The sequence below is a fragment of the Brevibacterium antiquum CNRZ 918 genome (genome assembly GCF_900169145.1).
Classification (GTDB): domain Bacteria; phylum Actinomycetota; class Actinomycetes; order Actinomycetales; family Brevibacteriaceae; genus Brevibacterium; species Brevibacterium koreense.
Genome location: NZ_FXZD01000002.1, coordinates 99,844 through 126,842, shown reverse-complemented (window position 1 = coordinate 126,842; position 26,999 = coordinate 99,844). Strand labels below are relative to the sequence as shown.

General features: G+C 59.4%; 19 protein-coding genes. 11 read left to right on the top strand and 8 right to left on the bottom strand.

The features are described from left to right. Positions 1-74 precede the first annotated feature (74 nt). Positions 75-1,709, bottom strand: a complete 1,635-nt coding sequence (gene dnaA / locus BANT918_RS03235; RefSeq protein ID WP_101618929.1) for a chromosomal replication initiator protein DnaA — start codon at positions 1,707-1,709, stop codon at positions 75-77. A gap of 415 nt (positions 1,710-2,124) precedes the next feature. Here dnaA and rpmH point away from each other — a divergent pair, with 415 nt between their 5' ends. The 8 genes from rpmH to BANT918_RS03195 all read left to right on the top strand — a co-directional run bounded on the left by rpmH (position 2,125) and on the right by BANT918_RS03195 (position 8,149). Continuing rightward, positions 2,125-2,262, top strand: coding sequence for a 50S ribosomal protein L34 (gene rpmH / locus BANT918_RS03230; protein ID WP_101618928.1), 138 nt, complete (start codon positions 2,125-2,127; stop codon positions 2,260-2,262). A 2-nt stretch (positions 2,263-2,264) separates the two neighbouring features. Next, positions 2,265-2,630: a ribonuclease P protein component gene (rnpA, locus tag BANT918_RS03225; protein ID WP_101618927.1), complete on the top strand. Its 366-nt coding sequence runs from the start codon at positions 2,265-2,267 to the stop codon at positions 2,628-2,630. Positions 2,631-2,712: 82 nt separating this feature from the next. Beyond that, entirely contained in the window at positions 2,713-2,967 is a 255-nt protein-coding gene (yidD, locus tag BANT918_RS03220) for a membrane protein insertion efficiency factor YidD (RefSeq protein ID WP_101618926.1), read from the top strand. Between the two features lie 173 nt (positions 2,968-3,140). Beyond that, a complete protein-coding gene (gene yidC, locus BANT918_RS03215) occupies positions 3,141-4,103 on the top strand; it encodes a membrane protein insertase YidC (protein ID WP_101618925.1) in 963 nt (320 codons plus the stop codon). A 9-nt stretch (positions 4,104-4,112) separates the two neighbouring features. Then, the gene (locus tag BANT918_RS03210; protein ID WP_101618924.1) at positions 4,113-4,709 is read left to right on the top strand and encodes a protein jag; all 597 of its coding nucleotides are present in this window, start codon (positions 4,113-4,115) and stop codon (positions 4,707-4,709) included. Further along, positions 4,702-5,340, top strand: coding sequence for a 16S rRNA (guanine(527)-N(7))-methyltransferase RsmG (gene rsmG, locus BANT918_RS03205; protein ID WP_233430335.1), 639 nt, complete (start codon positions 4,702-4,704; stop codon positions 5,338-5,340). Before BANT918_RS03210 ends, rsmG begins: the two co-directional genes overlap by 8 nt. A 66-nt stretch (positions 5,341-5,406) precedes the next feature. Further along, positions 5,407-6,303 carry a ParA family protein gene (locus BANT918_RS03200; RefSeq protein WP_101618922.1) on the top strand — a complete coding sequence of 299 codons (897 nt, stop codon included), beginning with the start codon at positions 5,407-5,409 and terminating at the stop codon, positions 6,301-6,303. Positions 6,304-6,985: 682 nt separating this feature from the next. After that, positions 6,986-8,149, top strand: coding sequence for a ParB/RepB/Spo0J family partition protein (locus tag BANT918_RS03195; RefSeq protein ID WP_233430334.1), 1,164 nt, complete (start codon positions 6,986-6,988; stop codon positions 8,147-8,149). A 2,845-nt stretch (positions 8,150-10,994) separates the two neighbouring features. On the opposite strand, the gene BANT918_RS03190 is transcribed toward BANT918_RS03195, so the two are convergent. The 7 genes from BANT918_RS03190 to BANT918_RS03160 all read right to left on the bottom strand — a co-directional run bounded on the left by BANT918_RS03190 (position 10,995) and on the right by BANT918_RS03160 (position 20,762). Further along, positions 10,995-12,137: an N-acetylmuramoyl-L-alanine amidase gene (locus BANT918_RS03190; RefSeq protein WP_324761548.1), complete on the bottom strand. Its 1,143-nt coding sequence runs from the start codon at positions 12,135-12,137 to the stop codon at positions 10,995-10,997. 97 nt (positions 12,138-12,234) lie between these two features. Continuing rightward, the gene (gene trxA / locus BANT918_RS03185) at positions 12,235-12,552 is read right to left on the bottom strand and encodes a thioredoxin (RefSeq protein ID WP_101618919.1); all 318 of its coding nucleotides are present in this window, start codon (positions 12,550-12,552) and stop codon (positions 12,235-12,237) included. Positions 12,553-12,692: 140 nt separating this feature from the next. Next, positions 12,693-13,688 (bottom strand): thioredoxin-disulfide reductase, encoded by a 996-nt coding sequence (trxB, locus tag BANT918_RS03180; RefSeq protein WP_101618918.1) that lies wholly within the window; start codon positions 13,686-13,688, stop codon positions 12,693-12,695. A 210-nt stretch (positions 13,689-13,898) separates the two neighbouring features. After that, on the bottom strand, positions 13,899-16,268 hold the full coding sequence (locus BANT918_RS03175) for a virulence factor MviN (protein WP_101618917.1): 2,370 nt from the start codon (positions 16,266-16,268) through the stop codon (positions 13,899-13,901). A 25-nt stretch (positions 16,269-16,293) separates the two neighbouring features. Then, the gene (gene murJ, locus BANT918_RS03170) at positions 16,294-17,907 is read right to left on the bottom strand and encodes a murein biosynthesis integral membrane protein MurJ (RefSeq protein WP_101618916.1); all 1,614 of its coding nucleotides are present in this window, start codon (positions 17,905-17,907) and stop codon (positions 16,294-16,296) included. A 3-nt stretch (positions 17,908-17,910) separates the two neighbouring features. Next, positions 17,911-20,277 (bottom strand): DUF6049 family protein, encoded by a 2,367-nt coding sequence (locus BANT918_RS03165; protein WP_101618915.1) that lies wholly within the window; start codon positions 20,275-20,277, stop codon positions 17,911-17,913. Continuing rightward, the gene (locus BANT918_RS03160; RefSeq protein ID WP_101618914.1) at positions 20,274-20,762 is read right to left on the bottom strand and encodes an NUDIX domain-containing protein; all 489 of its coding nucleotides are present in this window, start codon (positions 20,760-20,762) and stop codon (positions 20,274-20,276) included. The genes BANT918_RS03165 and BANT918_RS03160 overlap by 4 nt, the downstream gene beginning before the upstream one ends. Positions 20,763-20,882: 120 nt before the next feature. On the opposite strand from BANT918_RS03160, the gene BANT918_RS03155 reads away from it, so the two are divergent. The 3 genes from BANT918_RS03155 to BANT918_RS03145 all read left to right on the top strand — a co-directional run bounded on the left by BANT918_RS03155 (position 20,883) and on the right by BANT918_RS03145 (position 26,996). After that, positions 20,883-22,385: a CCA tRNA nucleotidyltransferase gene (locus BANT918_RS03155; protein ID WP_101618913.1), complete on the top strand. Its 1,503-nt coding sequence runs from the start codon at positions 20,883-20,885 to the stop codon at positions 22,383-22,385. A 112-nt stretch (positions 22,386-22,497) separates the two neighbouring features. Beyond that, positions 22,498-24,204, top strand: coding sequence for an AMP-binding protein (locus BANT918_RS03150; protein WP_101618912.1), 1,707 nt, complete (start codon positions 22,498-22,500; stop codon positions 24,202-24,204). A gap of 419 nt (positions 24,205-24,623) precedes the next feature. Continuing rightward, positions 24,624-26,996 (top strand): transglycosylase domain-containing protein, encoded by a 2,373-nt coding sequence (locus BANT918_RS03145; protein ID WP_233430333.1) that lies wholly within the window; start codon positions 24,624-24,626, stop codon positions 26,994-26,996. The last annotated feature ends 3 nt before the right edge of the window (positions 26,997-26,999 follow it).

The window sequence follows — 26,999 nt, the reverse complement described above, 5'->3', positions numbered from 1 at the left end:
GGAGTTATCCACCATTCTATCCCCAGGATACGTGGTTTGTCCCCATGGTTATCCACAGATGTGTATACCGTGTTCTATAGGCGATGTTGCTGTTTAATGCGGTTTGTTAACTCGGTGACCTGAGTGTAGACCGCCCGTCGTTCAGCCATCTGAGTTCGAATCTTTTTGTTCGCGTGCATCACGGTGGTGTGATCGCGGCCGCCGAAGGCCTGGCCGATCTTCGGCAGGGACAGCTCCGTGAGTTCACGGCACAGATACATTGCGATCTGGCGGGCAGTGGTCAGGGTCCGAGAGCGGGATGTGCCACACAGGTCATCGAGGGTGAGGCTGAAGTAGGCAGCGGTCTGACCCATGATGTCGGCAGCGGTGATGGTCGGGGTGTCGTCCTGGGTGATGAAATCTTTGAGGACGGTCTCGGCCAGACTGACGTCGACTTGCTGATCGTTGAGGTTGGCGAAGGCTGTCACCCGAATGAGTGCTCCCTCGAGCTCGCGGATGTTAGAGGAGATCCGCGATGCGATGTATTCGAGGACGTCATTGGGAACATCCAGCTGTTCGCCAGCCGCTTTCCGTCGCAGGATCGCGAAGCGCGTCTCCATGTCCGGGGGCTGCACATCTGTCAGGAGGCCCCATTCGAAGCGTGAGCGCAGACGCTCTTCGAAGCCCTTGAGCATCTTCGGCGGCTTGTCGGAGGTGATGACGACCTGTTTGACCTCATTGTGCAGAGCATTGAATGTGTGGAAGAACTCTTCGACCGTCGCATCCTTGCCCTGCAGGAACTGGATGTCATCGATCATCAGGATGTCGACCTCGCGGTAGCGACGCTGGAACGCAGGTCGCAGAGAGTTCGAGGTCTTCGACGAACCGATCGTATTGATGAAGTCGTTGACGAACTCTTCGCTCGAGACGTACTTCACTCGGATCTCGGGGAAGAGCTGTGTCGCGTAATAGCCGATCGCGTGCAGCAGGTGTGTCTTGCCCAGTCCCGAATCGCCGTAGATGAACAGCGGGTTGTAGGCCTTGGCCGGCGCCTCGGCCACGGCGAAGGCCGCAGCATGGGCGAAGCGGTTGGACGCACCGATGACGAAGGTGTCGAAGGTGTACTTCGGGTTGAGCTGGGCGACGCCGGGGACCTCGACCGGTGGGGTGGGCTGGGCGGCGGTCGCCTCGGCGATCTTCATCTCTCGCGTCGTTCTCTCCACAGGCGCCCCATTGCTGGGTGCCGGTCCAACGTCGTCGTACCTGGGTGCCTGCGGCTGCGGATGTGGCGCGCGGTTATATGGGGCCGGTGACTGAGGCTGAGTGAATGAGGCCTGTGCCGGCGCATAGGCAGGTGCTCCGGCCGATCCCATCGCCGAGGTGGATGTTTCCGGATCGATTTCGATCGGCGAGCCCGGCGTGGGCTCGCCGATGAGATCTTCGAACCTGATCGGCACGTCGAGTTCGGGATCGACAACGAACCCGAAGGTCACCTCGAAACCAAGAACGTGGGAGAACTCCTTGGTCAGAGGGACGAGGAGTCGTGTCTCAATGGTTCTGCGCGTGTGCTCATCACGGACAGCAAGTAGGACCAGTGCGTTGTCGACGAGGGCCTTGGGCACTGCGAGCGAGAGGAAGCCCTTTTGGTGGGCGGTGAGACTGGGGTCCTGATCCAGGGTCGAGACCACCGTCCGCCATTGGCTGATGAGCTCATTCTTGGAATTCGACACCGTCAATCTTCCTCCGTTTTCGTCGTTTCTCTTTGGTGCGGTCCACACCTGTGCATGACTTCCACATAGTTTTCCACAGTTTGTGGAGAACTGACGAGTCATCCCAGCAATCCTCCACACTGGTGGATAACCATGTGGAAAACTACACCCTTGTTACTTGTGGACGACCGCAGATGTGCAGGTGATGAATTTCGGCGAACAGTTCGCGACAGTGACGTGAAACATCGCCATCGAGTTTGACCAGCAACTTTGACCTTGGCTAAGATGGAGTGTCCTGTGTACCGGGCTTCATCCGATTATCTTGAATATCTTTTGGCTCTTATGCACAGGAGTGCTCGGCGGTCGAGATTCTCACCGCCGTTTTTTGTGAGAACGCAAAGCCGTTCGACCGCAACCTAGAAATCGGAGACTTGAAGTGACTAAGCGTACTTTCCAGCCCAACAACCGCAAGCGTGCCAAGAAGCATGGCTTCCGTCTGCGCATGCGCACTCGTGCCGGCCGTTCGATCCTGGCCGCACGTCGTCGTAAGGGACGTGCCGAAGTTTCGGCATAAGTGTGATCACCGCGGCTCACCGGATCCGCAGCGGAGACGACTTCAGAAGAGTCTTCAAAGCTGGCGTCCGCGTGCGCTCGGACCATTTGATGGCACACAGCCTGATAATTAGTGATGATTCCCACGCTGCACGCGTGGGTTTCATCGTATCCAAGGCCGTTGGAAACGCGGTTCGACGGAACCGAGTGAAGCGTCGTCTTCGAGAGATCATGCGGGTCCGGCTCGACAGCCTGGATCCCGGAGCTCTATTCGTAGTCAGAGCATTGCCCCAGGCGGCCGAAGCAGATTTCGCCGTGCTTGAGTCCGAGGTCACGATGCTGATGGACAAGGCGCAGAAGAAGCTAGAGAGCCGTGGACGCCGAACATGATCTGAAACACCCCTCGGAGGTGCCTCGCAGACCAGCCGGATTCTGGCCCACAGTCTGGTGGGTGATCCGAATCGGACCGCGCATGCCATTCGTGTGGTTCATCAGAGCTTATCGAGTCACGGTGTCTCCGCTGTACGGACAGGTCTGTCGGTACTATCCCAGTTGCTCCATGTACGGACTGGAGGCTTTCGAGATACACGGAATTCTCAAGGGAATGGTGTTAACTGGGTGGCGAATACTGCGATGCAATCCCTTTTCCCGTGGTGGGGTGGACCATGTTCCCGGTTCAGCCCGTCAGAACCGCTCAGTTTCGATACATGACGAAGAGGGCCGCTGACAACACTTGCCCTGTGTGCAGCAGCCGATCAGCGCATCTGTGCATCACGAAGAGCCCGGAGGCTGCCGCCTCCGGCACGTGCGAGAGCAGGACCGAGAGTTCTGTGTCGCGAAGACCTGCGAACAATGGCAAAATTAACGATCGTGAAGAATCGTTGTAACGAGGAGTACTGAATGGACTGGATGGACAAGCTGCTCTACCCACTGCAGTGGGTAGTTGCTTGGGTCCTCGCGATCTTTCATGAGATCTTTACCGCGATCGGCCTTCCAGCCGCGAACGGATGGACCTGGGTGCTGTCGATCGCGGGTCTGACTCTCGTGATGCGTGCGATCTTGATTCCATTGTTCGTCTATCAGATCAAGTCTCAGCGGAAGATGCAGCTGCTGCAGCCTCAGATTCAGCGCCTGCAGGCCAAGTACAAGGGTAAGAAGGATCAGTACTCGCGTCAGGCCATGGCAGAGGAGCAGATGAATCTGTTCCGTGATAATAAGACCAGCCCGTGGGCCTCGTGTCTGCCACTCCTCGTGCAGATGCCGATCTTCTTTTCCCTCTTCCGAGTCATTCACAACATGCCGAAGGTGGCCGATGGGTCGATCGGAGCCATCGGTGGCTTCACCCAGACCCTGGCTCAACAGGCCGAGCAGTCGACGGTCTTTGGGATCTCCCTGTCCGCGACGTTCTTGGAGACACCGGGAATCGGTGTCAAGCTCCTCACCGGTGTGCTCATCGTCATCATGGCATCGACGATGTTCGTCACTCAGAAGCAGATGATGGCGAAGAACATGTCGGAGTCCGCTATGGCGAATCCGATGATGCAGTCCCAGAAGATGCTGCTCTACGTGATGCCTCTCGTCTTCGGCTTCGGTGGCCTCTACTTCCCGCTCGGTGTTCTCTTCTACTGGCTTGTCTCGAACACCTGGACGATGTGCCAGCAGCACGTGGTCATCCGCAACATGCCAGCCCCTGGCTCCAAGGCGGAGAAGGAGATGCTCGAGCGCAAGGCTCGCAAGGGCAAGCCCGTTCAGCAGCCTGAGATCAAGGGCGGCACCGACACAGCTGTCGAGCCGACCCCGAACCAGAGCCGCCAGCGGCAGCAACCGGTGAGCAAGAACCGCAAGAAGAACAACAAGCGCTGAGGAAGAACCATGACTGAAGAGAATGTCGACACGACTGTTGATGACAACGTCGACGAGCCTGTCGACGCAGGTGCTGCAGACAATGGTGCCGCAGACAATGGTGCCGAGAAAGCTGCGAAGCCGACGAGGGCCGAGCTCCTCGAAGAAGAGGGAGAGATCGCAGCGGACTACCTCGAAGAACTGATGGACCTTGCTGATATCGACGGCGACATCGACATCGATGTCGGAGACGGTCGCGCTCAGCTGTCGATCGTCTGCGAGGACGACGAGAATTCCAACCTGCGGACGCTGGTCGGCCGTGATGGCAAGACCCTCGGCGCTCTGCAGGAGCTCAGCCGGCTGGCTGTTCAGACCAGCACCGGTCAGCGATCCTGGCTGATGCTCGACATCGACGGCTTCCGCAATAGTCGTCGTGACGAGCTCATCAAGAAGGCTCAGCAGGCGATCGAAGATGTCAAGGCATCGGGCAACGAATTCGCCTTCAAACCGATGAACAGCTTTGAACGCAAGATCATCCACGATCAGGTTGCTCAGGCCGGCTTGGTGTCGGAGTCCGAAGGCGAGAGTGACGGCCGGCATGTGCTCGTCCGTCCTGCCCATGACTGACATTTCCGCTCTCGAAGTTCCCCCAGCAGGTACCGAAGACTTCTTTGGAGCTGCCTACCCAGCGGCAACGCGGTATGCCCAGCATTTGGCGACCACCGGAATTGAGTGGGGACTGATCGGTCCTCGTGAGATCGACCGACTCTGGACCAGGCACATCCTCAACTGTGCTGTTGTAGCTGAGTTCATCGATGACAGTGATGTCGTCGGCGATGTTGGCAGTGGCGCTGGACTGCCAGGAATTCCGATTGCCCTGCTTCGCCCTGAAACACAGGTCGTCCTCATCGAACCGATGGAACGGCGGGTCGAATGGCTGAAAATGGTCGTCGACGATTTGGGGCTGGACAACGTTCGTATCGTCCGGGCTCGTGTCGAAGAACTTGTTGATGAGGAGATGTTCACCGTCGTGACCTCGCGAGCGGTCAAGGCCATGACAACTCTCATCGAATGGACTCATGAAGTGATGGGGCCTGACGGACGGATCCTCGCGCTCAAGGGCGCTTCTGTCGAGGCTGAATTGGCGAAGTCGAAGAAGCTGTTGAAACGGTACCGACTGTCTCAGCCGAAGATTCACATCGTCGACGGTGGAATCCTCGATATCCCCAGCCGTGTCGTCGAGATAGTCAAGAAATAGTACGAAGTAGATTTGGTCTAGGCTGAATATAGCTTTGTGAAACCAATGGATGATGGAGTGCGCCGAATGCCGATCATGGACGAGTCGTCTCCCATAGGTGCTGCAATCGCGCGCGACAATCGTCGCGCCGATCGACTGTCACAGGCGAGTTTTCCACAACCGGACTCTACCCGGATCTTCACGATCGCCAACCAGAAGGGCGGCGTCGGGAAAACCACTACTGCTGTGAATATCGCTGCCGCGCTGGCGAATCAGAACCTCAACGTTCTGCTGATCGACATCGACCCACAGGGCAATGCGAGTACCGCTCTGGGCATTGACCATTATTCCGAAGTGACCAGTATCTACGATGTGATCATCGATGACGTGCCCATGCGTGAAGCAGTCGCCCAATGCCCGGACTTCGAGACCCTCACATGTGTGCCTGCGACGATCGACCTGGCCGGCGCAGAAATCGAGCTGGTGTCGCTTGTCGCGCGAGAACAGCGCCTGCAGAGATCTCTGAGTCTCTATCTCGATGAAGAAGCTGCGGCGGGGAATCGAGTCGACTACGTCATCGTGGACTGTCCTCCGAGCCTCGGACTCCTGACAGTCAATGCGTTCGTTGCCGCCCGGGAAGTCTTGATCCCGATTCAGTGTGAATACTATGCCCTTGAGGGATTGAGCCAGCTGCTCAAGAATATTCAGTTGATCCAGAAGCATCTGAATCCCAAGCTCGCGATCTCCACCATCCTGCTGACGATGTACGACGGCCGAACAAATCTCAGCGCACAGGTAGCCGATGATGTTCGCACACATTTCCCCGAACAGGTCCTGTCTTCCGCGATTCCGCGCTCCGTGCGCATTTCGGAGGCTCCAAGCTACGGCCAGACTGTCATTTCGTATGATCCCCATTCCAGTGGCGCTTTGTCCTATCGGGAAGCAGCCGAAGAAATCGCACAACGAGGAGTAAATCGTGGCTGAACGCAGAAAGCGTGGCTTGGGTCGTGGGCTAGGAGCTTTGATACCGGATGCGGCGTCGAGCGACCGTCCAGTCGACGTGTTCTTCTCCGGTGGCGAAGCTGAAGAGGCCGACCAGAGCACAGAGGAGCCGAAGGCACCTCGGGCCGCTCGCACGGATCCTGCAGCCTCGATGCAGTCCTCACGTCGGCGTAAGCCTAAGGATGGATCCGCCTCTGGATCATCGACAGAGAAGACCTCCAAGAGGGATGCTGACGCTTCAGAGCTGTCCTCGTCGAAGAGTGCAGCTGTGAAAAGTGCGACCGCGAAAACCGGTTCCACGAAGAAGGCCGCGGCAGCAACCTCACCCAAGACCGGCGCTTCTCAAGCGGCGTCGAAGAAGGCCGCTGCAGGGGCCAAATCGGCTGGGACGGAAGCGGCCGATGCAACCCCGGCCGCAGATTCGTCAGCTAAGACTGTATCCACGGCGACGACGAGCCGCGCGACGACAAACGCGAAGAAATCGCCCGGCACTAAATCGACGTCCGGGGCCTCAGCCGGCCCCAAGTCGCCAGGGGCAAAGACGCCGGCCCGACGGTCCTCCACCAAGGCGACTAGCGACGCCGCGGCGAGCTCGAAACCGACAGCCGCGTCCGCTCAGGGAACGACCGCGCCAGAGTCCGATTCTGCGTCGTCCTCTGCCGCTGTGGAGGTCACACCAGATCCGGAGCTCAACAACACCGGCGTGTTGGAAGCGCGTGTCGTTGAAACCGCCGAGCCTGGTGTAGAAGCCGATTTCAGTGACCCGACTGAAGCTGGAAGAGATGAAGAGTCGGTACATGACGACGATGTTTCGGAGACGCATCCTGGGGTCTACAGGTCGGGCCATGAGGTCTTCGACGAGGCGCCGAGCGAACCCGCGACTCAGACATCGAAAACTACAGATGAAGTAGATACCACATTAAAGCCCTCAACGACTTCATCAGAGCTGGCTGCGGCTGGGGAGGATGACCATTCGCCATCGCGAGAAGATACCGATCGCGCGGGTGTGGATTCGATCCCGGATACAGAATTCGGCGAGATTGACGTCGATCGCATTGATGCCAACCCTCGTCAGCCGCGGACGTTCTTTGATGAAGACCAGCTCAGCGAACTTGTCCACAGCATTCGCGAGATCGGTGTGCTGCAGCCAGTCGTTGTCCGACAGAAGCCCAGCGACTCCGAACGCTTCGAACTCATCATGGGTGAACGTCGTCTCCGGGCGACGAAGGATGCAGGTCTGTCGACCATTCCTGCGATCATTCGCTATGTTGATGACACAGACCTGTTGCGGGATGCACTTCTTGAGAACTTGCACCGTGCAGAACTGAACCCGCTGGAGGAAGCCGCTGCCTATGGTCAGCTGCTCGAAGACTTCGGCTGTACCCAGGAAGAACTATCCGAACGGATCGGACGTTCTCGCCCGCAGATTTCCAATACCCTTCGTTTGCTTCGCTTGCCGCCGCTGGTGCAGCGACGTGTTGCGGCTGGAGTCATTTCAGCAGGACACGCTCGGGCGATTTTGGGCCTGCGGGAGCCGGAACATATGGAAGTTCTTGCTCAGCGCATTGTCGCTGAGGGGCTTTCCGTACGAGCGTCCGAAGAAGCCGTGGTGCTTCTGAACCGTGGCGACTCTATGAATGGTTCACGTGCAACGACTCGGGTCGCGCCTCAGTTTGTTGAGGTTGCGGAACGTCTTGGTGATCGTTTGGACACGAAAGTCAACATTACGGTGGGGAAGAAGAAGGGAAAATTGAGCGTGGAGTTCGCGAATCAGAACGATCTGGATCGCATACTGAGTTTGCTTGGTGTGGAGACACCGACTGAGTAGTTGCTTCCTCGTAGCTGGAAGTAGGGCGGGTGAGAAGGGCGGGAGTTCTTCTCACCCGCCCTACGTCTTTTGCTGCTCGGTGAAGGGGTGAGAGGCTTCTGAAGAGCTGGGTGTCGTTTGTCCCCGCCCCGTTCAGGAAGGCCGTATCGCTGCTTGGAGAAGCTTCTCTCCGCCGCCGCGAGTCTGCATTCGCGCTTTATCGTACTCGGCGGTCTCTGGCCCGTGGACGTAGGTTGCTAATTCATAGGTACTGCCGATCTGCTTTAGCCGTTTCACGTGAAACTTTTAGGCACACACCTTTGCTGGTGTCTGCGTTTTTCTGCGGACTAGGGCGCCCGTGGATAGATTGTCGGTGCTCGCGTCGCTGGTCCGGGGATAAACATAGGGTGTCTTCCCTGGGTAGTAGCCGAAGAACTGATTGTTCGGCGAGGGATTTCGCTCTGTCTGCACTGGGCGGCTTTGGCCGGCACCGTGAATGAAGTACTCCGTTTCACGTGAAACGAACCTCTCATGGGGTGTCCTTCGCCGGCTCTGGTGCCAGTCAGTCGATCTTGCGACTGGCACATATCAACTGTGTCCATTGGTTTGCATCTGGATTGTCCTTTCGGGCGTCGTCTGACTAGGACAGTATCTCTCCATATTGTCCATCGAGCATAGCTTCATGAGGGCGGCCCAGTGCCTCGTGGCGTAGCTGTCTCATCGTGGTGGTGGGCAAATCCCTAATCGCTCTCGCGACGTTTCACGTGAAACATAAGGAAGTTCACTTTCATAGGCCGAATTCTACGACCCCACAATGAGCGATATCTTTCAGTCTCGCTTCAGTCTGAATTCGAATCGACCACGATCGCCGGAGACGCACGGAATTGAATGGGTCACATACGCATGGTCACATACAGCGCAATTGGCTAGGCGGCACGGCTACCGACGTGTGTGGAGAGTTATGGGTGCAGGTTTATGAGCCATTTCCGACTCCCATCCGCTTTCCAGATCATGACGATCGGGACTGTTCTCGACAATCGTTTCACGTGAAACGGCGATAGTTTCACGTGAAACGGCCGATTCGTCAGCCAGGAATGTACTGATCAGAATACCCCTTTTACCAGGAGTGCGTGTCGATACAGGTCGATGGCAATAATGCACACAGGTGGCCCCGTACGTCGCGTCCCAATGCTGATTTTGGGGGACGCAGAGCTGCCTGACCGACGGAAAGTCCGGCTCGAGGCTGACGTCGTCACATTGTCTGGTGGCGTTCCCTTCACAGCATAAGTGCTACCGCGCGGCGCCTACCGAACCGTCGAGCAGCAACTTCCGATCCCCTCGCTGGCCGGGGAAGGTGAGATCCGGTGAGCGTAGTGCCTTTGTCGCGGTCAACTTGTGTTTGTTCACGTTCAATTAGCTCAACTTTGTGGGCTCCACCGCGCCGATTTGCCGCCCCTCCGCATTCAATGCTTGCACCTTTAGCATCGTTTCACGTGAAACATGATCAAGAACGCGCCTGACAGTGCGGGGTACTATTGATATTTTCGTACGTTGTAGCGCAGTTAGGACCTTTCGGGGCACCCGCGTGTTTAGGCAATGCGAGGCTAGTTGGAGCGGGCCGAACTCACCAAGGATCGGGAGCGTCGCGGGCTACTGATTCGTGCCACTGCAACTGCCCATCAGTTGTTCCACGTGAAACGCGCCGAATAGCTTGTGAATAGTGAAAAGGCTAGAGGATCTTGAGGGTGCGATTCGGGTGGTTTGCTGGGGTCGAGCGTCCAGATCCGCTGGGTTGAGTAGCTCAGCCGATATGGAGTCTGGAGCCGGTGGGCCGGGTTATGCTGTGAGGCACTCCTGAATATGCGACGAACGTCCGGAATCACGGCGTGATTCTGAAATCTGCTATCTCGGCACGGTTGCCACGATGTCTCACGTGAAACTGTTGGCAGATCATCAGGTGTTTGATTCTCCAGTGCGATGTATTCATTCCATCCGATGTGGACGCTATGTGATAAGTCTGCTTCGCCTTGGGTTTAGAGCTGCTTCTTCAGCGGGACGATTCGGCCTCGCCGGACTCGTCAAACGCCTGCCGGTTGCACGTGGAACTGAAAGTCGCCGCGCGGATGCTTGCTGCACTTGAAATTGTTGCTGGTCTACCCTATTCGGGTAGGCGGAGGAACGGGTCCGTCTGGGTGTCTGGCACGTACGGGCTACCGCTTCGCCAGATAGTGGTCACGTTTCATCTGGTGGTTCTATTTGATGCACATCGGGTGTCCCGGAGTCTCCTGACGTCGATCGATTTGTGGATTGGATTGCATTCCGCCTGTTTCACGTGAAACAGATAGTGCAATTCAACCAAGAGTGAGCACCGACATGATCTTCTGCCACGGTGTTTTCGATGGAATTGACATTTTATATGCACCGGGCACAGCTTTGTGGGGTCGCGCACCGGATAGTCGTTGGTGGGTGCCGACGTCACCGCTTCGCGGCTGTACCTTGTCTGTTGCACACTGATGTCCGTTGGACGGTTGGTTCTTGGACTTCGGTTGGATCACCTGCGTCTGATTGTCTGCATCAGTGTCTGACGGTGGACGGGTGTGGAGCACCGAGCGCGATTAGAACTGTGTACGGCGTCGCGCTGCTGCGTATGCGGACGGGTTCCAGTGCAGCGCGCTGTTTGGGCGGAGACGCCACAGAGATAAGTTGCTGGCAGAAGCCAGCGGGTGGTGGTTGCACAGGCGAGCAAGGTCGCTTGGACAACGGTGTGGTCTCTACCGCTGCCTCCGGCTTCCGGATTGCGGGAGCGGAATGTCGTGCCGGTCGTAACTGCACACGCGTTTCACGTGAAGCAGACGGTCCTGTGTTCCTAGCTGTACGCTTTGATTTCAGCGAGACTGAGAGTTCCGGTTTCGGGGTCTGAGTCTTCGCGAACGTACAGTCTCTGCAGGCCGGCCGCTATTCCATCAGCAATCGCATCTCGCACGTTAGCGTCCTCGAGATTATCGAGGTCATCTGTATTTGTCAGGTAGCCGGCCACTACATGCACCTTTGGGGTGCGGAGACGTTTCAATGAAGACCAGGTGCGTGCGTGACTCCTGCAGTCCCTCATTCCTGTCCGCGCCGCGAGCTCACTTTGAATGAGTTCAGCTAGACGTGCACCGGTCGGTGAGTTGATATCGGAGTGAGTCTCGTGTCCGAAGAAGAAGGTTGCGATCCCGTTTGCGTCTTTGGCCTTGTTGATGTCGGCAGTGACGGTAATCACGGCAGAAGCACCCAGCTGGTCGGCTTTGTTGACTTCGACGGCATCCCCTGTCAGAACGATTGCGCCCGCACCGACCGCTTCCAGGCGGCCGGCAAGTCGGCTTGCAATATCCGTAGTGATGCGTCGTTCGGTCTCAGATTGGGCTGGCGTCATCGGCAGAGTCTCAAAATCTACAACTGTAGTTGCTGCCTCGATGACAAATGTGCGACCCGCGAGTGACGTACCGGATGCTGCAACGCGCGCTCGCTCTTCGAGAGCGAAGAGATTGCCGGTGTCCTGTTTGCGATCGATCGCGTCGAGTCCTCGCAGTGTCTGCGGTCCGGCTACACCGTCGGCCTTGGTCCCGAGACTCATCTGCAGCTCCTTGACTGCTGCATCGGTGACTGCCGAATACTCGGCGTCCATGCGGCCCGCGTAGAACCCGAGGCCGGCGAGGGTTCGCTGCAGTCTGAGTACATCATCGCCCGTAAGGACTCTGACGGGGTCATAGCGGAGGACTCTGTCTCCTAGCTGATATCGAGCCCGTTCGAGCTCCGAAAAGGTCTCTGTGCCCATCACACCGTCACAGAGGATCCCTCGCACCTGTTGGAATTGCCGGACTCCGAGTTCGAAGGCCCGGTCGAATTCGACAGATTCGGCCTGACCGACATTGAGTCCCAGGCGAGCCATCTGAGATTTGATATTGGGCAACACCTCAGAGCTGTCCCCGCGGGAAAACTGCGGGTGTGGGTTGTGAGTCAATGCCATGCCAATCTGCTGTGCGAGGTTCTGAACGTGTTCCTGTCTGCCATCTGGATAGACCTAAGGCGCCTGTTGATCGTACAACAGGCGCCTTAGAACATGATCAGATGAAGTCGGAGAGCTCATCCTCAAGCGCCGGTTTGGGCCGTGCACCGATGATGGTCTTGGCTACCTCACCATCCTTGAAGACGTAGAGCGCAGGAATCGAGGTGATTCCATACTTGCTCGCCGTCTCGAGGTTCTCGTCAGTGTTGACCTTGACGACGTTGAGCGTCTCGGTGTTCTCTTCCGCGATCTGGTCCACAATCGGGCTGACCATGCGGCAAGGGCCGCACCAGGGTGCCCAGAAATCGACGAGCACTGGCTTGTCGGATTTCAAAACGGTTTCTTCGAACGTGGCATCAGTGACTTCTGTCGACATGAGCAGCCTTTCTCGTAACAATGTTCTCTAGCGGAAACAGTCGTTGCGCAGGTTTCATTCCCCAACATGGCCAGTCGGTCTTCGTCCGGTCAAGCGCAGTCGGTGTGTGGTGGGCGTTGACTTCGTCCGACAGATATCTGTCAGGAGCCGATCGGTGCTGTGGCCTGTGAAGCGTGAGCCGTGACGGCCTCGGCCTGTTTTGTCACAGCTTCCAGGTCTCCAAGGTAGTGCTCCGCGTCGAGGGCTGCCGAGCAGCCTGATCCTGCAGCCGTGATGGCCTGCCTGTAGACAGAATCGATGACGTCGCCCGCAGCGAAGACGCCCTCGACCGCGGTCTTGGAGGTCCGCCCTTCGACATTGAGATAGCCGTCGGCGCGCAGCGAGAGCTGGTCGCCGAAGAGACTGGTGCGCGGATCCGAGCCGATGGCCACGAACAAGCCAGTGACCGGCAACTCGGACGTCTCACCTGTCACGGTGTTGCGGACAGTGAGCCCGGTCAGCGAATCCTCGCCCTGAATTTCTGCGACCTCGCTGTCAAGGAGGTATTCGAGCTTTTCATCGGCTGCTGCCCGATCTTGCATAGCCTGCGAAGCCCGAAGGTCCTGACGACGGTGGATGAGAGTCACTTTGGAGGCGAAACGGGTGAGGAATGTCGCCTCTTCGAGAGCAGAGTCGCCGCCGCCGACAACGGCGATGTGCTGGTTTCGGAAGAAGAACCCGTCGCAGGTGGCACACCAGCTGACACCATGGCCGGACAGTCTTTTCTCATTGGGCAGGTTGAGTTCGCGGTAGGCCGATCCTGTCGCGAGGATGACGGCCTGAGCCGTGTATTTGGCGCCCAACGCTGTTTCGATCTGATGTGCGCCGGGCTCCAGCCTGAGGGTCGCGACGTCATCGTAGATCACCTCGGCGCCGAACTTCTCAGCCTGCTCGCGCATGCTCTCCATGAGTTCTGGACCCTGCACGCCGGCGGGGAATCCGGGGTAATTTTCAACGTCGGTGGTGTTCATGAGTTCACCACCTGCTGTCACAGAACCTGCAATGACCACGGGCGAAAGGTTCGCACGAGCCGCATAAACGGCTGCGGTGTATCCGGCCGGCCCCGACCCGATGATCACCAGTTGTGTATCAGTCATGTGAAAATTCCCTGTTCCTGCTCGCTGAGTTCTTCGTGTCCCGCTCCATGGCGGCACAGATTGCCTATCGTACGCACAACGGTACGGCGCTTGCGACTATTCCGCATCTGGTCTCAGGCGAAGTTCGTCGCATCTGCCCGCACCCGGTGTCTGCCTCTCACACTGATGTCTGCCCCGGGCAATCGAGGAACATGCGTCTGGATCGGGTTTCTACTTGAAGTTGACGGTGTTGATGACGGCACGGAAGCCGCCTTCGCCTTGGGGAAGCTCGGTTACCCAGAGAATCAGGGTGTCTGTCTTGACGTCATCATCAAGCTTGATCGTGACGCCGTCCGAGTCGAATTCTCCTTCGCCCACCTTCTTGGAATCTTCGGGGTCGGAGCCGTCGCGAATTTCGAAGGATCCGCCCGAGTTTGAGGACTTGACTTCGACCTCTTTCACGATTGTGGTGTCTTCGAGTTCGAACAGCAGTCCGACACCGGACTTCAGGTTGCCGAACGCTGCCGAATTGTAGCGGTCGGTCTGCCATGACCCCTCCGTATTGGGGATGACGTCTTCAGCCTTGTCGTTGTTCTCCTTATAGTCGCCTTCGGGATCCAATACCGAGACTGTGTCGATCTTCGGCGGATCTGCCTTGGGCTTCTCTGTCTTCTTGTCCTTGCCGTCATCGGTCTTTGCCGGAGCCGAGGTCTCGGCGACCGGTCCGGACTCGTCGTCGCCGGATGTGAAGTTGAAGACCGCGATCGAGATCACGATGGCCGCGATGACCACCAGCGCAAGGACCAGCCAGGCAAACGGCTTGCGCGAATTCGACGAGTCGTCATCCGAATCGTCGCCTTTGTTCGCAGATCCCCCGGCGGACGCACCGCCGGATGAACCAGTAACCGAACCGTCAGTCGTTGCTCCAGCCGCCCCGACAGCAGCCGCGCCCGCGATACCGGCAGTTCCGGCTGCCGCTCCAGCTCCAGAGGTGTCGTCCGATTTCTGCTCGGGCGAGACTGCAGGAACGGGCGCAGTTGAACGAGACGAATCGGTGTATGACTCATCGACGGAAGTGGGCGAGAGCCTGCGCACCTGTTTGGGTGGCGTGGCGGCGTTCGCCTCTTGTCGCTTGGACGTCGAGGCTGTCTCGAGCGCGGCGAGGCGCCGACGTGCTTCGTCTTCCTTGGCCCGGGCAATACGGCGTTCGCGTTCGTATTCGCGCAGCTGATGCTCGCGCTGCTGCTCATTGGTCTCGAACATTCCACCGAGGAACCACGACCCGTCATCCTCATCATCCATGATGACGCGGGTGTCATTGTCGTCCTCGGTCTCGTCAATGCTGTCCTCGGAGACGATCTCGATAGCCTGGGTGTCGGGATCCGAGTCCTGCGCGTCACGATTCATGATCGGAGACGTCAGATTCTCGTCGTACTCATGGTCGGCGTATGCGGAGTACTGCGAATAGGTCTGTTCAGGCTCCCACTCCTCCCAGTCCTGGGCGGCATTGTCGAGCTGATCCTTGCCGATCGGAAAGCTCGAGGCCTCGCGCATCTGCATACGGTCCGCATACTGTCCCGTCGTCTTGCCGACGACTCCCACAGCCAGTCCGCGAGTTCCCGGACGGGTGATGCCGATGCGAACCAGAGCTGCCTTGACCTGGTCATCGCTGGCTGTGTTCGCAGTGGACGAACCCAGCGACGTCGATCGTGACGTGGGCAGGCTCGTCGCCTCGTCGAAGCTGCGCGGCGACTGGTTGAATACACTGTCGTTGTCGAGCACCGGAGCACGGTTGACGTAACGCAGCAGCTCCGCATCCCACTCGTCCAGGTAGCCCAGCACCTCGGCCACGGAACCCGGGCCCGGATCGGATCCGGTGAGGATGCCGCTGACGAAGTCATCGAGTTCATTGGAGATCTCAGGATTGAGGGACTTGGCCCTCGCGATGCGGGAATTCTCACGACCTGCTGCCGGTATCCCGTTGAATGCCTCTGCAGCGGGCCAATAGCCGGTGATCGCGGCATAGTACAGCCGGATGAGGCCCAGAGCATCCGCTCGAGATGCCTGCGTCGGTGTGTAGTCCTCGGGCTGGATCACTCCTGTGCCCAAGGCCAGAGCGGCATCGATGCCGATGCCGGAGACCAGGACAGAGCCCTTGGTCGTGATCCCCACCGTATTCGGACGCAGGAACATGTGGAACAGGCCGCGTCGGGCAGCTGTGACGAGAACTGTTCCGATTTCGCCGATGAGAGCGCGGGCGGCATCGATGGGCAGGGGTGACTTGGGCAGGATCTCGCCCAGTGACGTGACGGCAATGCGTTTGGACACGACATAGTCGAGTCCGTTCGAATGACCGACATCCAAGGTCGGGGCAATACGATGATCGCCGAGGATGGAGACCCGTCGTGCTGCTTCGAGCACATCCGTGGAACCATCGGCATCGGCGACGTGGATGAGTACGGGTTCATCGAGAATGGCATCGAGGGCCGTGCACACAGCACCAGCCTGCGGATTGTCCTCGAGCCACCGACGGTCGACCGTTGATACGACGTAACGACCGGCAACAACCATGCCGGATTCGATATCGATCAGGGTGACCACCTCCAGAGGGGATTCAATACGCAGGCTATTTTCTTAGTTTTCCAGCAACGACGCCAATAATCGAATGCAACTCTCTGACTTTCAGCAAAAAACATGCTCCCAGGAACACAATGAGCATGAGCGTGCCGACGCCGGCGGCGGAAACGAACGCCTGCCAGCGACCAGCCAGGGCGAAGTCCGGGAAGAAGAAGAGAAGTCCATAACCGGCCATTCCGGCAAACAACGCTGCTACCAAGAACTTCATATGAGCGGCCAGGATTGTGCGGAGGTCAATCCCGCCCAGGCGCTTCGACAGGAGCGAGAACGACAGGATCATTGCGAAGAGGTATCCCAAGCTCATCGTCAGGCCGATGATGGCCACCGTCACCGATTTCGGGAAGATCGAGGCCGACAACACTGCCAGGGATTGGAAGATCACCTGTGGGAGCTGGATGAGGAACGGAGTCTTCGCATCCTCATAGGCGTAGAAGACCCTCTGTGCCAGGTAGTTGGCGCTGAAGGGAATGAGACCGAACACCATGGTGATGATCACGAGCCCCACAGCCATGGCTTGGTCCCGACCGCTGCCGGCGATGATCATCGCGACCGGGGATGCGAGCACGATGAGCGCCGCCACGGCAAAGGAATTGACCAGGCCGACCATGCGCACGCCCATGGAGAAGTCGTTGACGACCGCTTTCGTGTCATTGTTGGCGGCGTCCCTGCTCAGCGAGGTGAAGAGTGCCGTGGCCAGCGACACCGCGATGAGCGAGTGCGGCAGCATGAACACGAGATAGGCGTTGGTGTAAGCGGCGTTCGAGGCGTTGCCCGCACCCGGCACCGATGCTTCGGCGGCAACCCGGGAGATGATGAGGAAGCCGATCTGGCCGATGAGCATGGCGGCGAAGGTCCAGAACGCCACCTTGCCGGCGGTGGCCAGGCCGACTCCGCGGAAGCCGAAGGTCGGCCGGTATTTGAAGCCGATGCGCTTCAGGGGCCAGATCAGGATGAGTGCCTGGGCGGCGACACCCAGAGTGGCCGAGCCGCCCATGAGAGCGATCTTGAATGGAGTCCAGGTGCTCAACCCATGAGGGGAAGCACTGTCCGTCCCGAAGACGATGATGAAGACAAGGAGCCCCACGATGGCGACGACATTGTTGAGCACCGGTGCCCACATATACGGACCGAAGGAGGATTTGGAATTGAGCACCTGTCCCAGGAGCGTGTAGAGGCCGTAGAAGAACAGCTGAGGCAGGCACCAGAAGGCGAATGAGGTGGCCAACGCCATCTGATCCGGACCCCACCCCGAAGAGTAGAGCCACACGAGGAACGGGGCGGCCGCTGTCGCAATGATGCTCACTGCCGCAAGGATCATGAAAGACAGGGTCAGCAGGCGGTTCGTGTAGTCCTGGCCCCCGTCCTTCCTCTTCGAGGCCCGCACAAGCTGTGGGACGAGAACGGCGTTGACAACACCGCCGGCCAGGAGCATATACAGGGTGTTGGGCACCTTGTTGGCGACGTCGAAGGCGTCGGCCTGAACAGCTGTTATCCCGAGCGCGGTAGCCAGCAGCGAAGCTTTGACCAAGCCCAATATGCGCGAGGTCAGGGTCCCCGCGGTCATGATGGCCGAGGATTTGGCCAATGATGAAAGCTTGGACAAGTCCTACCTCGTTTCCGATTCGTCGTTCTTCGCACGGGCCATCGCATCGGCCAGCTGCTGTTCGGGGATCTTCCTGCGTCCGCGGGAGATCGTCTTGATCAAGCCGATCACGAACACAGCGGCCAATGCCAATCCGACTACGGCCGTGCCGATGTTCTCCCAGTCGGCCCGAACCCTGACGAGCAGTGTCTCGTTCTTCGGCAGGACGACGTCATCGGTGGCCACCATCTCGATGGTCGTCGGCACGTCGGCGTTGGCCAGGCCTTCGACGGGAACGTCGACGCGCATGGTCTCCTGGGCGGGCACGACGACGGTCTCCGTGGGCTCGGCCCGCAACTGGGGGGTCTTTGGCTTCATCCGGATGCTCATGGTCGCCTCAGCGAGTGAATCATTGACTATCGTCACAGGGATGGTCGTCTCCTCCCCTGTGACCAGCAGCACCGAGGATCCCTTCTCGAGGTAGAGGCTGTTCCTCACCTTCTCACTCGAAGCCTGGGCACCATCGGCGCAGTGTTTCGCATTGCCGCCCAGGGCCCACGCGACCGAGGTGCAGCTGAGCAGCTCCCGATCCAGCCGTGTATTCGCACTCGCCGTGTCAGAGAACACACTGTTGAACCTCTTCTGCGTCGCCCGGGTCTGTGCGAGGCTCTGCATGGCCTTCGCTCCGATCTTCTTCGGGTCCGCTCCTGATTGCAGCAGCCCGCGGGGCACGGGGTCGGTGTCGAGGAGATCATCGATACCGGACGGATCGATCCAGGGGGCATCCGCGATGGCCTTGACCGTCTTCTCCCAGTCCGCCGAGGCTGCCGTGCGTGGCATGGGCAGCAGCAGGTGTCGTGTCCGGTAGGGGGTCTCCGCTTGGATCGCGGCAGTTGTCGCGACCAATTCTGAGATGCCGGAGGCCGAATGATCGGAACCGATGATCTCCGCGCTCTGCTGCGCCAGAGCCGAATCGGTGATCAGGGTGTCGATCGACGACTGTGCATCCGCCGTGATGCGGGTCTTCGAATGGGCATTGTCGTGGATGCCTGCCAGCGACGGTTGCTGGGTATTGCTGAGGATCACGGTCTGGTCACCCGCCTCGGCGAGGTCGGCCAGCTGATCGCGCTGCACGGAGCCGGCGATGGGCCAGGCGATGTCGGTCTTGGCCTTCGGTAGGACATCCTTGACGATCTTCCTCTGCTTCTGAGCGAACGTGCCCAGACTCTTCAGGTCGCTGTCCAGCAGCGACGCCTGGTCGGGGTCGCCATAGGGCAGAGCGATGACGGTGTGTGTCTCCGCCTTGTCGAGGAAGTCGTGATACCAGGTGTCGAGGCGCTTGCGCTGTTTTTCCTGGGCCTTCGCCTCGTCGGCGCTGAGTTCATCGGCGCCACCTTGGTCATTGGAGTTTGCGCCGGGATCGATGTTCTGGGCATCAGGTCCCTTGGCCGCCGTTTCTGTGTCCTGTGGGGAGGGTTCTCCACTCTTCTCAGGTTCTGATGCGTCATCGTCTCCTGATGGTTCGGCTACAGCAGATTCGAAGGAGGCGATGATCCGGGGGTCCAGCGCGATGCCCACACCGGGAGTGTCGAGGACGTTCATGATCGCAGTCAGGGAGCCGCCCTTGCCGATCGCCTTGTCGAGGTCGTCGGGGTCGATGATGCCGTCAGCGGTGTGAGCCGGAAGCGTCACGGGGGCGAGGATGCTGACCTTGGTCTTGTCGAACTTCGGGCTCGGGTACCAGGTGGAGAACCCGACTTCGGAGTCGAGCCGCCCGGTGGCATCGCCGAGCTGCACGCTCAGACCGCGCGGACCCCAGGCCGAGAGCGGAGAGGACTTCCGAAGCCCGAGTTGTTCTGCGGGGACGGAGATCGTGAACTCCGAGGAGGATCCGGCCGCGATCTCATCGTCGAAAGTGGTGTCCACTGCAGTCCGCGGGTCGGATTTCTCGTTTGTGTCCTGTGCTGACTTCTGGGCTTTCTTGGCCTTTTTACGGGCGGCGGGACCGTTGTTCTCGAGGTCGGCGATGCTGCGGTTCTGGGACTGGTCGGTCTTCCAGCTCTGGATCTTTCGTCCGGAATCGAGCTTCTGCGTGGACATCGCCAGACTCAGCTCAGGATTCGAGATCACCTGATCTGTGGAGTTCGTGATCATGCCGCGCATTGTGAGTGTGCCCTTCTCATCGACCCAGGGCGTCACCTCGTCGAGAGTGATGGAGACCTCGGATTCACTCGGCGTGCTCCCGTCCGGTGAGGTGCCATCGGCAGCGGCCGAACCGGCGGCGGCTGCGGGGCTCGCTCCCATGAGCGGGAACACGAAAACCGACCCTGCGAGCAGCAGGACCGTGCTCAGCAGGGCGAGGAGGAAACGCGTATGACTGATGGGTTTCACTGCTCCAATCGGGCGACCATCGGGCGGGCGGCGGCAACGATGCGACGTTCATTGGCGAAGGAGAGCCGGGAGCGCAGATCGTTGAAGGGGATCCACGCGGCGTCGATCGCTTCCTGGTCAGGATCATTATCCACGGTCAACGCCCCCGACCGTGCACGCAGCAGGAAGTGGTGGACGAGTTTGTGAACCCGGATTCCGGTCACAGTGAACCAGTAGTCGACGGAGCCCAGGGGGCAGACGATCTGCCCGCGGATGCCTGTCTCCTCTTCCACCTCTCGTCGAGCCGCCTCAGCGGGGGTCTCGGTTCCTTCGAGGTGTCCCTTGGGAAGGCACCATTCGATCCGTCCTGCCCGGTTGATCCGGGCGATCACGGCCACGGTCAGTTCCGGATGTGTGAAGTCGACGACGATGCCCCCGGCGGAAATCTCCTCTACCGTGGTGCGACGAGACGCTCGTGGTCCCGGCTTGGGCATCGGTGTGGTCATTCTCCTACCTTAGTAGGCGATTCTTGGAAGTGTCGTTGGGCGCGCTCCCGGTAGGCTGGACCCGGCTGTAGATGAGTCGTCTCCAATCGGAACGACCACGGTAGAACACGAAGGAGCTCGGTGGATCCGAAGACCGCGCACGCCCGTCTGTACGACAAGCTCGATGAGCTCGAGAACATCCTCGGGCCCTTGGGCAAGCGCTTCGCCGCGGCCGGATTCGAACTCGCGCTCGTCGGCGGCTCCGTTCGCGACGCACTGCTGGGCCGTCCTATGCCCGATCTCGACTTCACCACGGATGCGCGCCCCGACGACATCCTCACCCTCACCTCCGACTGGGTCGACACACACTGGGACATCGGGCGGGAATTCGGGACCATCGGCGCCATCAAGTCCGGTGTGCAGATCGAGATCACCACCTACCGCGCCGAGTCCTACGACCCGGAATCGCGCAAACCGACGGTGAAATTCGGTACAGATCTCGACGCTGACCTCATCCGACGTGACTTCACGATCGGTGCGATGGCCATTCGCCTGCCGGCAATGACCTTCGTCGACCCGTTCGAGGGCTTCACCGACCTCGTCGAGGGTGTCATCCGGACCCCGGGAACGGCCGTCGATTCGTTCTCCGATGATCCGCTGCGCATGATGCGCGCCGCTCGCTTCACCGCTCAGCTGGGTCTCGATCCCGTCGCCGAGGTCGAAGCGGCGATGCGTGACATGGCCGATCGGATTGCGATCATCTCGGCCGAACGCATCCAGGTGGAGCTGTTCAAGTTGATGACCGGCATCGACCCGGCCGCGGGCGTCGATCTGCTGGTGCGCACCGATGTTGCCGACCACGTCCTGCCCGAAGTCGCGGGTCTGCGGCTGGAGACCGATGAGCACCACCGTCACAAGGACGTCTACCAGCACTCGCTGACTGTGCTGCGCCAGGCTGTGGAGCTCGAAGAGAAGTATGCGGCCAAACAGCGTGAGGCCGGGTTGAGTTCTGATGATCCCAACCATCTTGTCGTGCCGGATTTCGCCGTCCGGTTCGCGGCTCTCATGCACGATGTGGGCAAACCCGCGACCCGCAGATTCCTGCCCGGTGGGGCTGTCACCTTCTATCACCACGATGCTGTCGGTGCGAAGCTGACCGCGAAGCGGATGAAGGCGCTGCGTTTCGACAAGGACACCACCAAGGCTGTTGGTCGCCTCGTCGAGCTGCATCTGCGCTTCTACGGCTACGGTGATGCCGGGTGGACAGATTCTGCGGTGCGGCGTTATGTCACCGACGCCGGCCCGCTGCTCTCGCGCCTGCACATCCTCACCCGGGCAGACGTGACCACCCGGAACAAGAAGAAGGCCGATCGGCTCGCGTTTGCCTACGACGACCTGGAGCACCGGATCGAGAAGCTGAGTGAACAGGAGGAACTCGCCGCGATCCGTCCTGACCTCGATGGTCGGCAGATCATGGCCATCCTCGACATCACACCCTCACCGCTGGTGGGCAAGGCCTACAAGCACCTGCTCGAGGAGAGGATGGAGCACGGACCGCTGGGGCCTGAGCGCGCCGAAGCGGTCCTGCGTCAGTGGTGGGCGGAGAACGGGCCTGCCGACGTTGAGTCCGGCGAGCAGTCCTAGGCTCCACCCCCGCCTGTTGTCATCCTCACACCAACTGATAGCTTCGTAACTCGCGTATGTTTGTGCTTGTCGTCACATGGTGTGGCGCAGGCGAAGAGGTGAGGAGACCACAATGACTGTGACCGAAGAGTTCCGTGCAGCCAGAGACAAGCTGATCGCATTGCGCAGCGATGCTGCGGCGGCCGGCGACGGCTTTGAATGGCCGCGCTTCGATCACTTCAACTTCGGCATCGACTGGTTCGACAAAGTCGCCGAAGGCAACGACAGTCCCGCCCTGTGGATCGTCGAGCAGGACGGATCCGAGGGCAAGTGGAGCTATGCCCAGCTCTCCCACCGGTCGAACCAGGTCGCCAACTTCCTTCGCCGGTCAGGTGTGAAGCGCGGCGACCATGTCATGATCATGCTCAACAACCAGGTCGAGCTGTGGGAGACCATGCTCGCCGGCATCAAACTCGGTGCGGTTCTCCTGCCGACGACCACTCAACTGGGTCCCATCGACTTAAGTGATCGGGTCGAGCGCGGCAAGGCCGAGTTCGTCATCGCCGGCGCCGACGACGCTGCGAAGTTCGACGATGTCGACGCCGAGGTGGTGCGCTTCATCGTCGGTGACGACGCCAAGCGCCAGCAGGACTACAGCTACGCCGACGCCGACGACGAGGAGACCAGCTTCGACCCGCAGGGCACCTCCCGCGCCGATGACCTGCTCCTCCTCTACTTCACCTCGGGCACGACCTCGAAGGCGAAGATGGTCGCCCACTCCCACGTGTCCTACCCCGTCGGTCACCTGTCCACGATGTACTGGATGGGCCTGAGGCCCGGCGACGTCCACCTCAATGTCGCCTCGCCTGGCTGGGCTAAGCATGCGTGGTCGAACATCTTCACCCCCTGGATCGCCGAATCCTGCGTCTTCCTCTACAACTATTCGCGCTTCGACGCGAATGCCCTGATGGAGACCATGGACCGGGTCGGAGTCACGAGCTTCTGCGCCCCGCCGACTGTGTGGCGCATGCTCATCCAGGCTGACCTGAAGCACCTGAAGAACCCGCCGAAGATCGCCCTCGGCGCCGGTGAGCCGCTCAACCCCGAGGTCATCGATCGGGTCAAGCAGGACTGGGATGTGCTCATCCGTGACGGCTATGGTCAGACGGAGACGACACTGCAGGTCGGCAACTCCCCTGATCAGGAGCTCAAGTACGGTTCCATGGGCAAGGTGCTGCCTGGCTATGACGTGGTCCTCATCGATCCTGCAACCGGCGAAGAGGGCAACGAGGGCGAGATCTGCCTCCGTCTTGACCCCCGCCCGTTGGGGCTGACCAGCGGTTACTGGTCCAATCAGGAGAAGACCGACGAGGCCTTCGCTGACGGTGTCTATCACACCGGTGACGTGGCCGAACGCGACGAGAACGGCTACATCACCTACGTCGGACGAGCCGATGACGTGTTCAAGGCCAGCGACTACCGGCTGTCCCCGTTCGAGCTCGAGAGCGTGCTCATTGAGCACGAGGCCGTCGCCGAGGCGGCTGTGGTCCCCTCACCGGATCCTGTCCGTCTCGCGGTGCCCAAGGCCTATGTCGTCGTGGCGGGCGGTTTCGAGGCCAATGCGGATACTGCCCGGGAGATCCTGGCCTACTGCCGTGAGCATCTGGCCCCTTATAAGCGGATCCGCCGGCTCGAGTTCTCGGAGTTGCCGAAGACCATCTCCGGCAAGATCCGCCGTGTTGAACTTCGCGCCCGTGAGGACCAGCTGCACCCGTTCAGCGGGGAGCCGGTAGTCGAGGGCAAAGAGTACGCAGACACCGACTTCGACCTCAAGGGGTGATCGCTCTCGGCCAACGCTGAGTCGGTTTTTCGCTCTTGCCTTGACGCGAAATACCTGACTCAGCGTTGAACCAGAGCGAATCGGGCTGGACTGGGCTGCCCTTTCCCTGTCGGATACTGCATAGGAGAGTGCTCACGGCGGGGCCGACAGGCGGCTGATAGTTGAAAAAGTAGCTAAATGTGAGCAATTCCGCACTGGACGTGGTTGAAAACCCGGACTGCCGGTAAAATCCCTGGTGAGAGTGGATACATCACACTACTCATACGTGCTGATAGGTAACAAGCGGGGTGAGAGGGCGCTGGATTCAGGGTATTTTCACTGTGTTCCAAAGAATGCGTGCCACACTGAAGCTCACGTGTGACCTTATCGAACCTCGTCGCCACGCAATGCGGCAGGCAAACTGACCTGGAGGACCTTGGGTGGCTAAGGGACAAGAACAAGCCAAAACCAGAGGCAAGAAGACAAAGAACATTCTCAACTATCCGCGCACAGGTGTGAGCGGATGGACGCGTTTTCTGCCGAGCGTCCGGTTGCTCGTTGTGGGCGGACTCAGCATCATCATCGCCCTGTGCGTGTTGTTCTCCATCGGTTATGCCGTCACTGACGTCCCTGAGCCCAACATCGAGGCCACGGGTCAGACGTCGACCATCTACTACAACGACGGCAAGACACCCATCGGCCAGTACAAGGTCGAGGACCGCAAGTCGGTGCCGATCGACGAAATCTCCGAACCGATGCGCAAGGCAGCCATCGCGGCCGAGGACACCTCGTTCTACGAGAACCGCGGAATCTCGATCAAGGGACTCTCCCGCGCAGTCGTCGGTGTTGTCACGAACCAATACGCCGGCGGCGGTTCGACGATCACACAGCAGTACGTGAAGAACTTCTACCTCACCAATGAGCACTCTCTGGACCGCAAGGTCAAGGAAATGTTCATCTCCCTCAAGATCGACCAGCAGCAGAGCAAGGACGAGATCCTTGCCAACTACCTGAACACGATCTACCTGGGCCGCCGGTCATACGGCATCGAGGTCGCCAGCCAGAACTACTTCGACAAGCCGGCGAAGGACCTCGACGTCAGTGAGTCCGCACTCCTGGCAGCGATGATCCAGCGTCCTGGAGCAGCCGATCCGGCAGATAATCCTGAGGCCTATCAAGACCGGTTCGACTACGTTGTGAAGTCGATGACCGATGAAGGCTTCATCACCGAGGAGCAGGCCGCTAAGGTCAAGATGCCCGAGGTGAAGAAAGCCGACAAAGAAGCATCCCTCAAGGGCCAGACAGGCTACATGTGGGACTTTGTCCGGCGTGAGGCCCTGAACAAGCTCGACATCGATGAAGCTCAGCTCGATCGCGGTGGCTACAACATCACCACCACCTTCGACAAGGATCGGATGAAGGCGGCCGAAAAGGCTATCAAGAACTTGCCGTCCGATCAGCCAGAGGGGCTCCAGGCAGGATTGGTCTCGATCGACCCGGACTCCGGCGGCATCGAAGCCTTCTACGGCGGTAAGAACTACCTGGATCAGGCATTCAACGCCTCGACACAGAGTCATGTGCAGGCCGGATCGACCTTCAAACCCTTCGCCCTCGTCGCCGGACTGGAGAACGGCGTGCGATTGACGGACCGGTACCCGGGGAGCGCGACGACATTCCCAAATGGCGGGTCTCCGTGGCCGGTGACAAATTTCGGTGGTGCGAACTATGGGCCGGTGACCCTGCTCAAAGCGACGCAGTCATCGATCAATACGGCATATGCAGCACTCAATGTGCAGGTCGGTCCTGACAAGACTGTCGATGTCGCTCAGCGAGCTGGCTTGAGTGGTAATTGCACGGAGGAACAGTTGGCCTCGGGCGACACCGGCCAATGTTCGATTGATCTGACTCCGGATAAATCGAACGTTCTGGGCACGCCCAGCGTGAAGCCCATCGATATGGCCAACGCTTATGCGACCTTCGCCTCCAATGGCGTTCATCACGAGACCCATGCGATCAAGAAGGTCACCCAGGGCACCGATGATGAAGAGGTGTACAAGCCCGAGACCAAGGGCAAGCGAGTCTTCGACAAAGCCGTAATGGCCGAGACGTCATATGCGCTGCAACAGGTGGTCAACAGCGGATCAGGTGCCTACGCTGCCAACCTCGGTCGTCCAGCCGCTGGAAAAACAGGCACTACTGACAAAAACCTAGCTGCTTGGTTCACTGGCTATACGCCGAACCTGGCGACCTCGGTGGTCCTCTACCGTGAGGTTGATAACAAACCGATTCCGATTGGCCCCTACGGCGGCCGCGGCCAAGTGACCGGTGGTTCGTTCCCAGTTCAGGTGTGGACCGAATACATGCAGCAGGCGCTGGAAGGCACCAAGGTCGTGCAGTTCCCCGAGCGCGGAGAGCTGCCCGATAAGCCGAAGCCCAAGAACACCAACGCTCCTGCGCCACCACCTCAGCCGAAGGCGCCCGGTGGCAACAACAGCGGAAGCGACGGCGACGACTCGGAGAAGAAGGCCCCGATCGACAAGCCGAGCGAGAAGCCCAAGGACGACGAGGACAAAGATAAGGACAAGGGCAAGGATAAGGACAAAGAGAAGGAGGCCGACGGTTCGGAGGACTCGGAGGATTCCGATAAGGGTCGCGAGGACAATGGGTCTTCGACGGATGACGATAGCGGCGAGGGCACCGATGATGAGAGCGGCGGCGACGGCGCAGGTTCCGGAAATGAGGGTGGAGAGGAAGACGATTCGCCAATCGACGTGCCGATCAAACCACCGGAGTCGCCAGACACCAACGACTAGTAG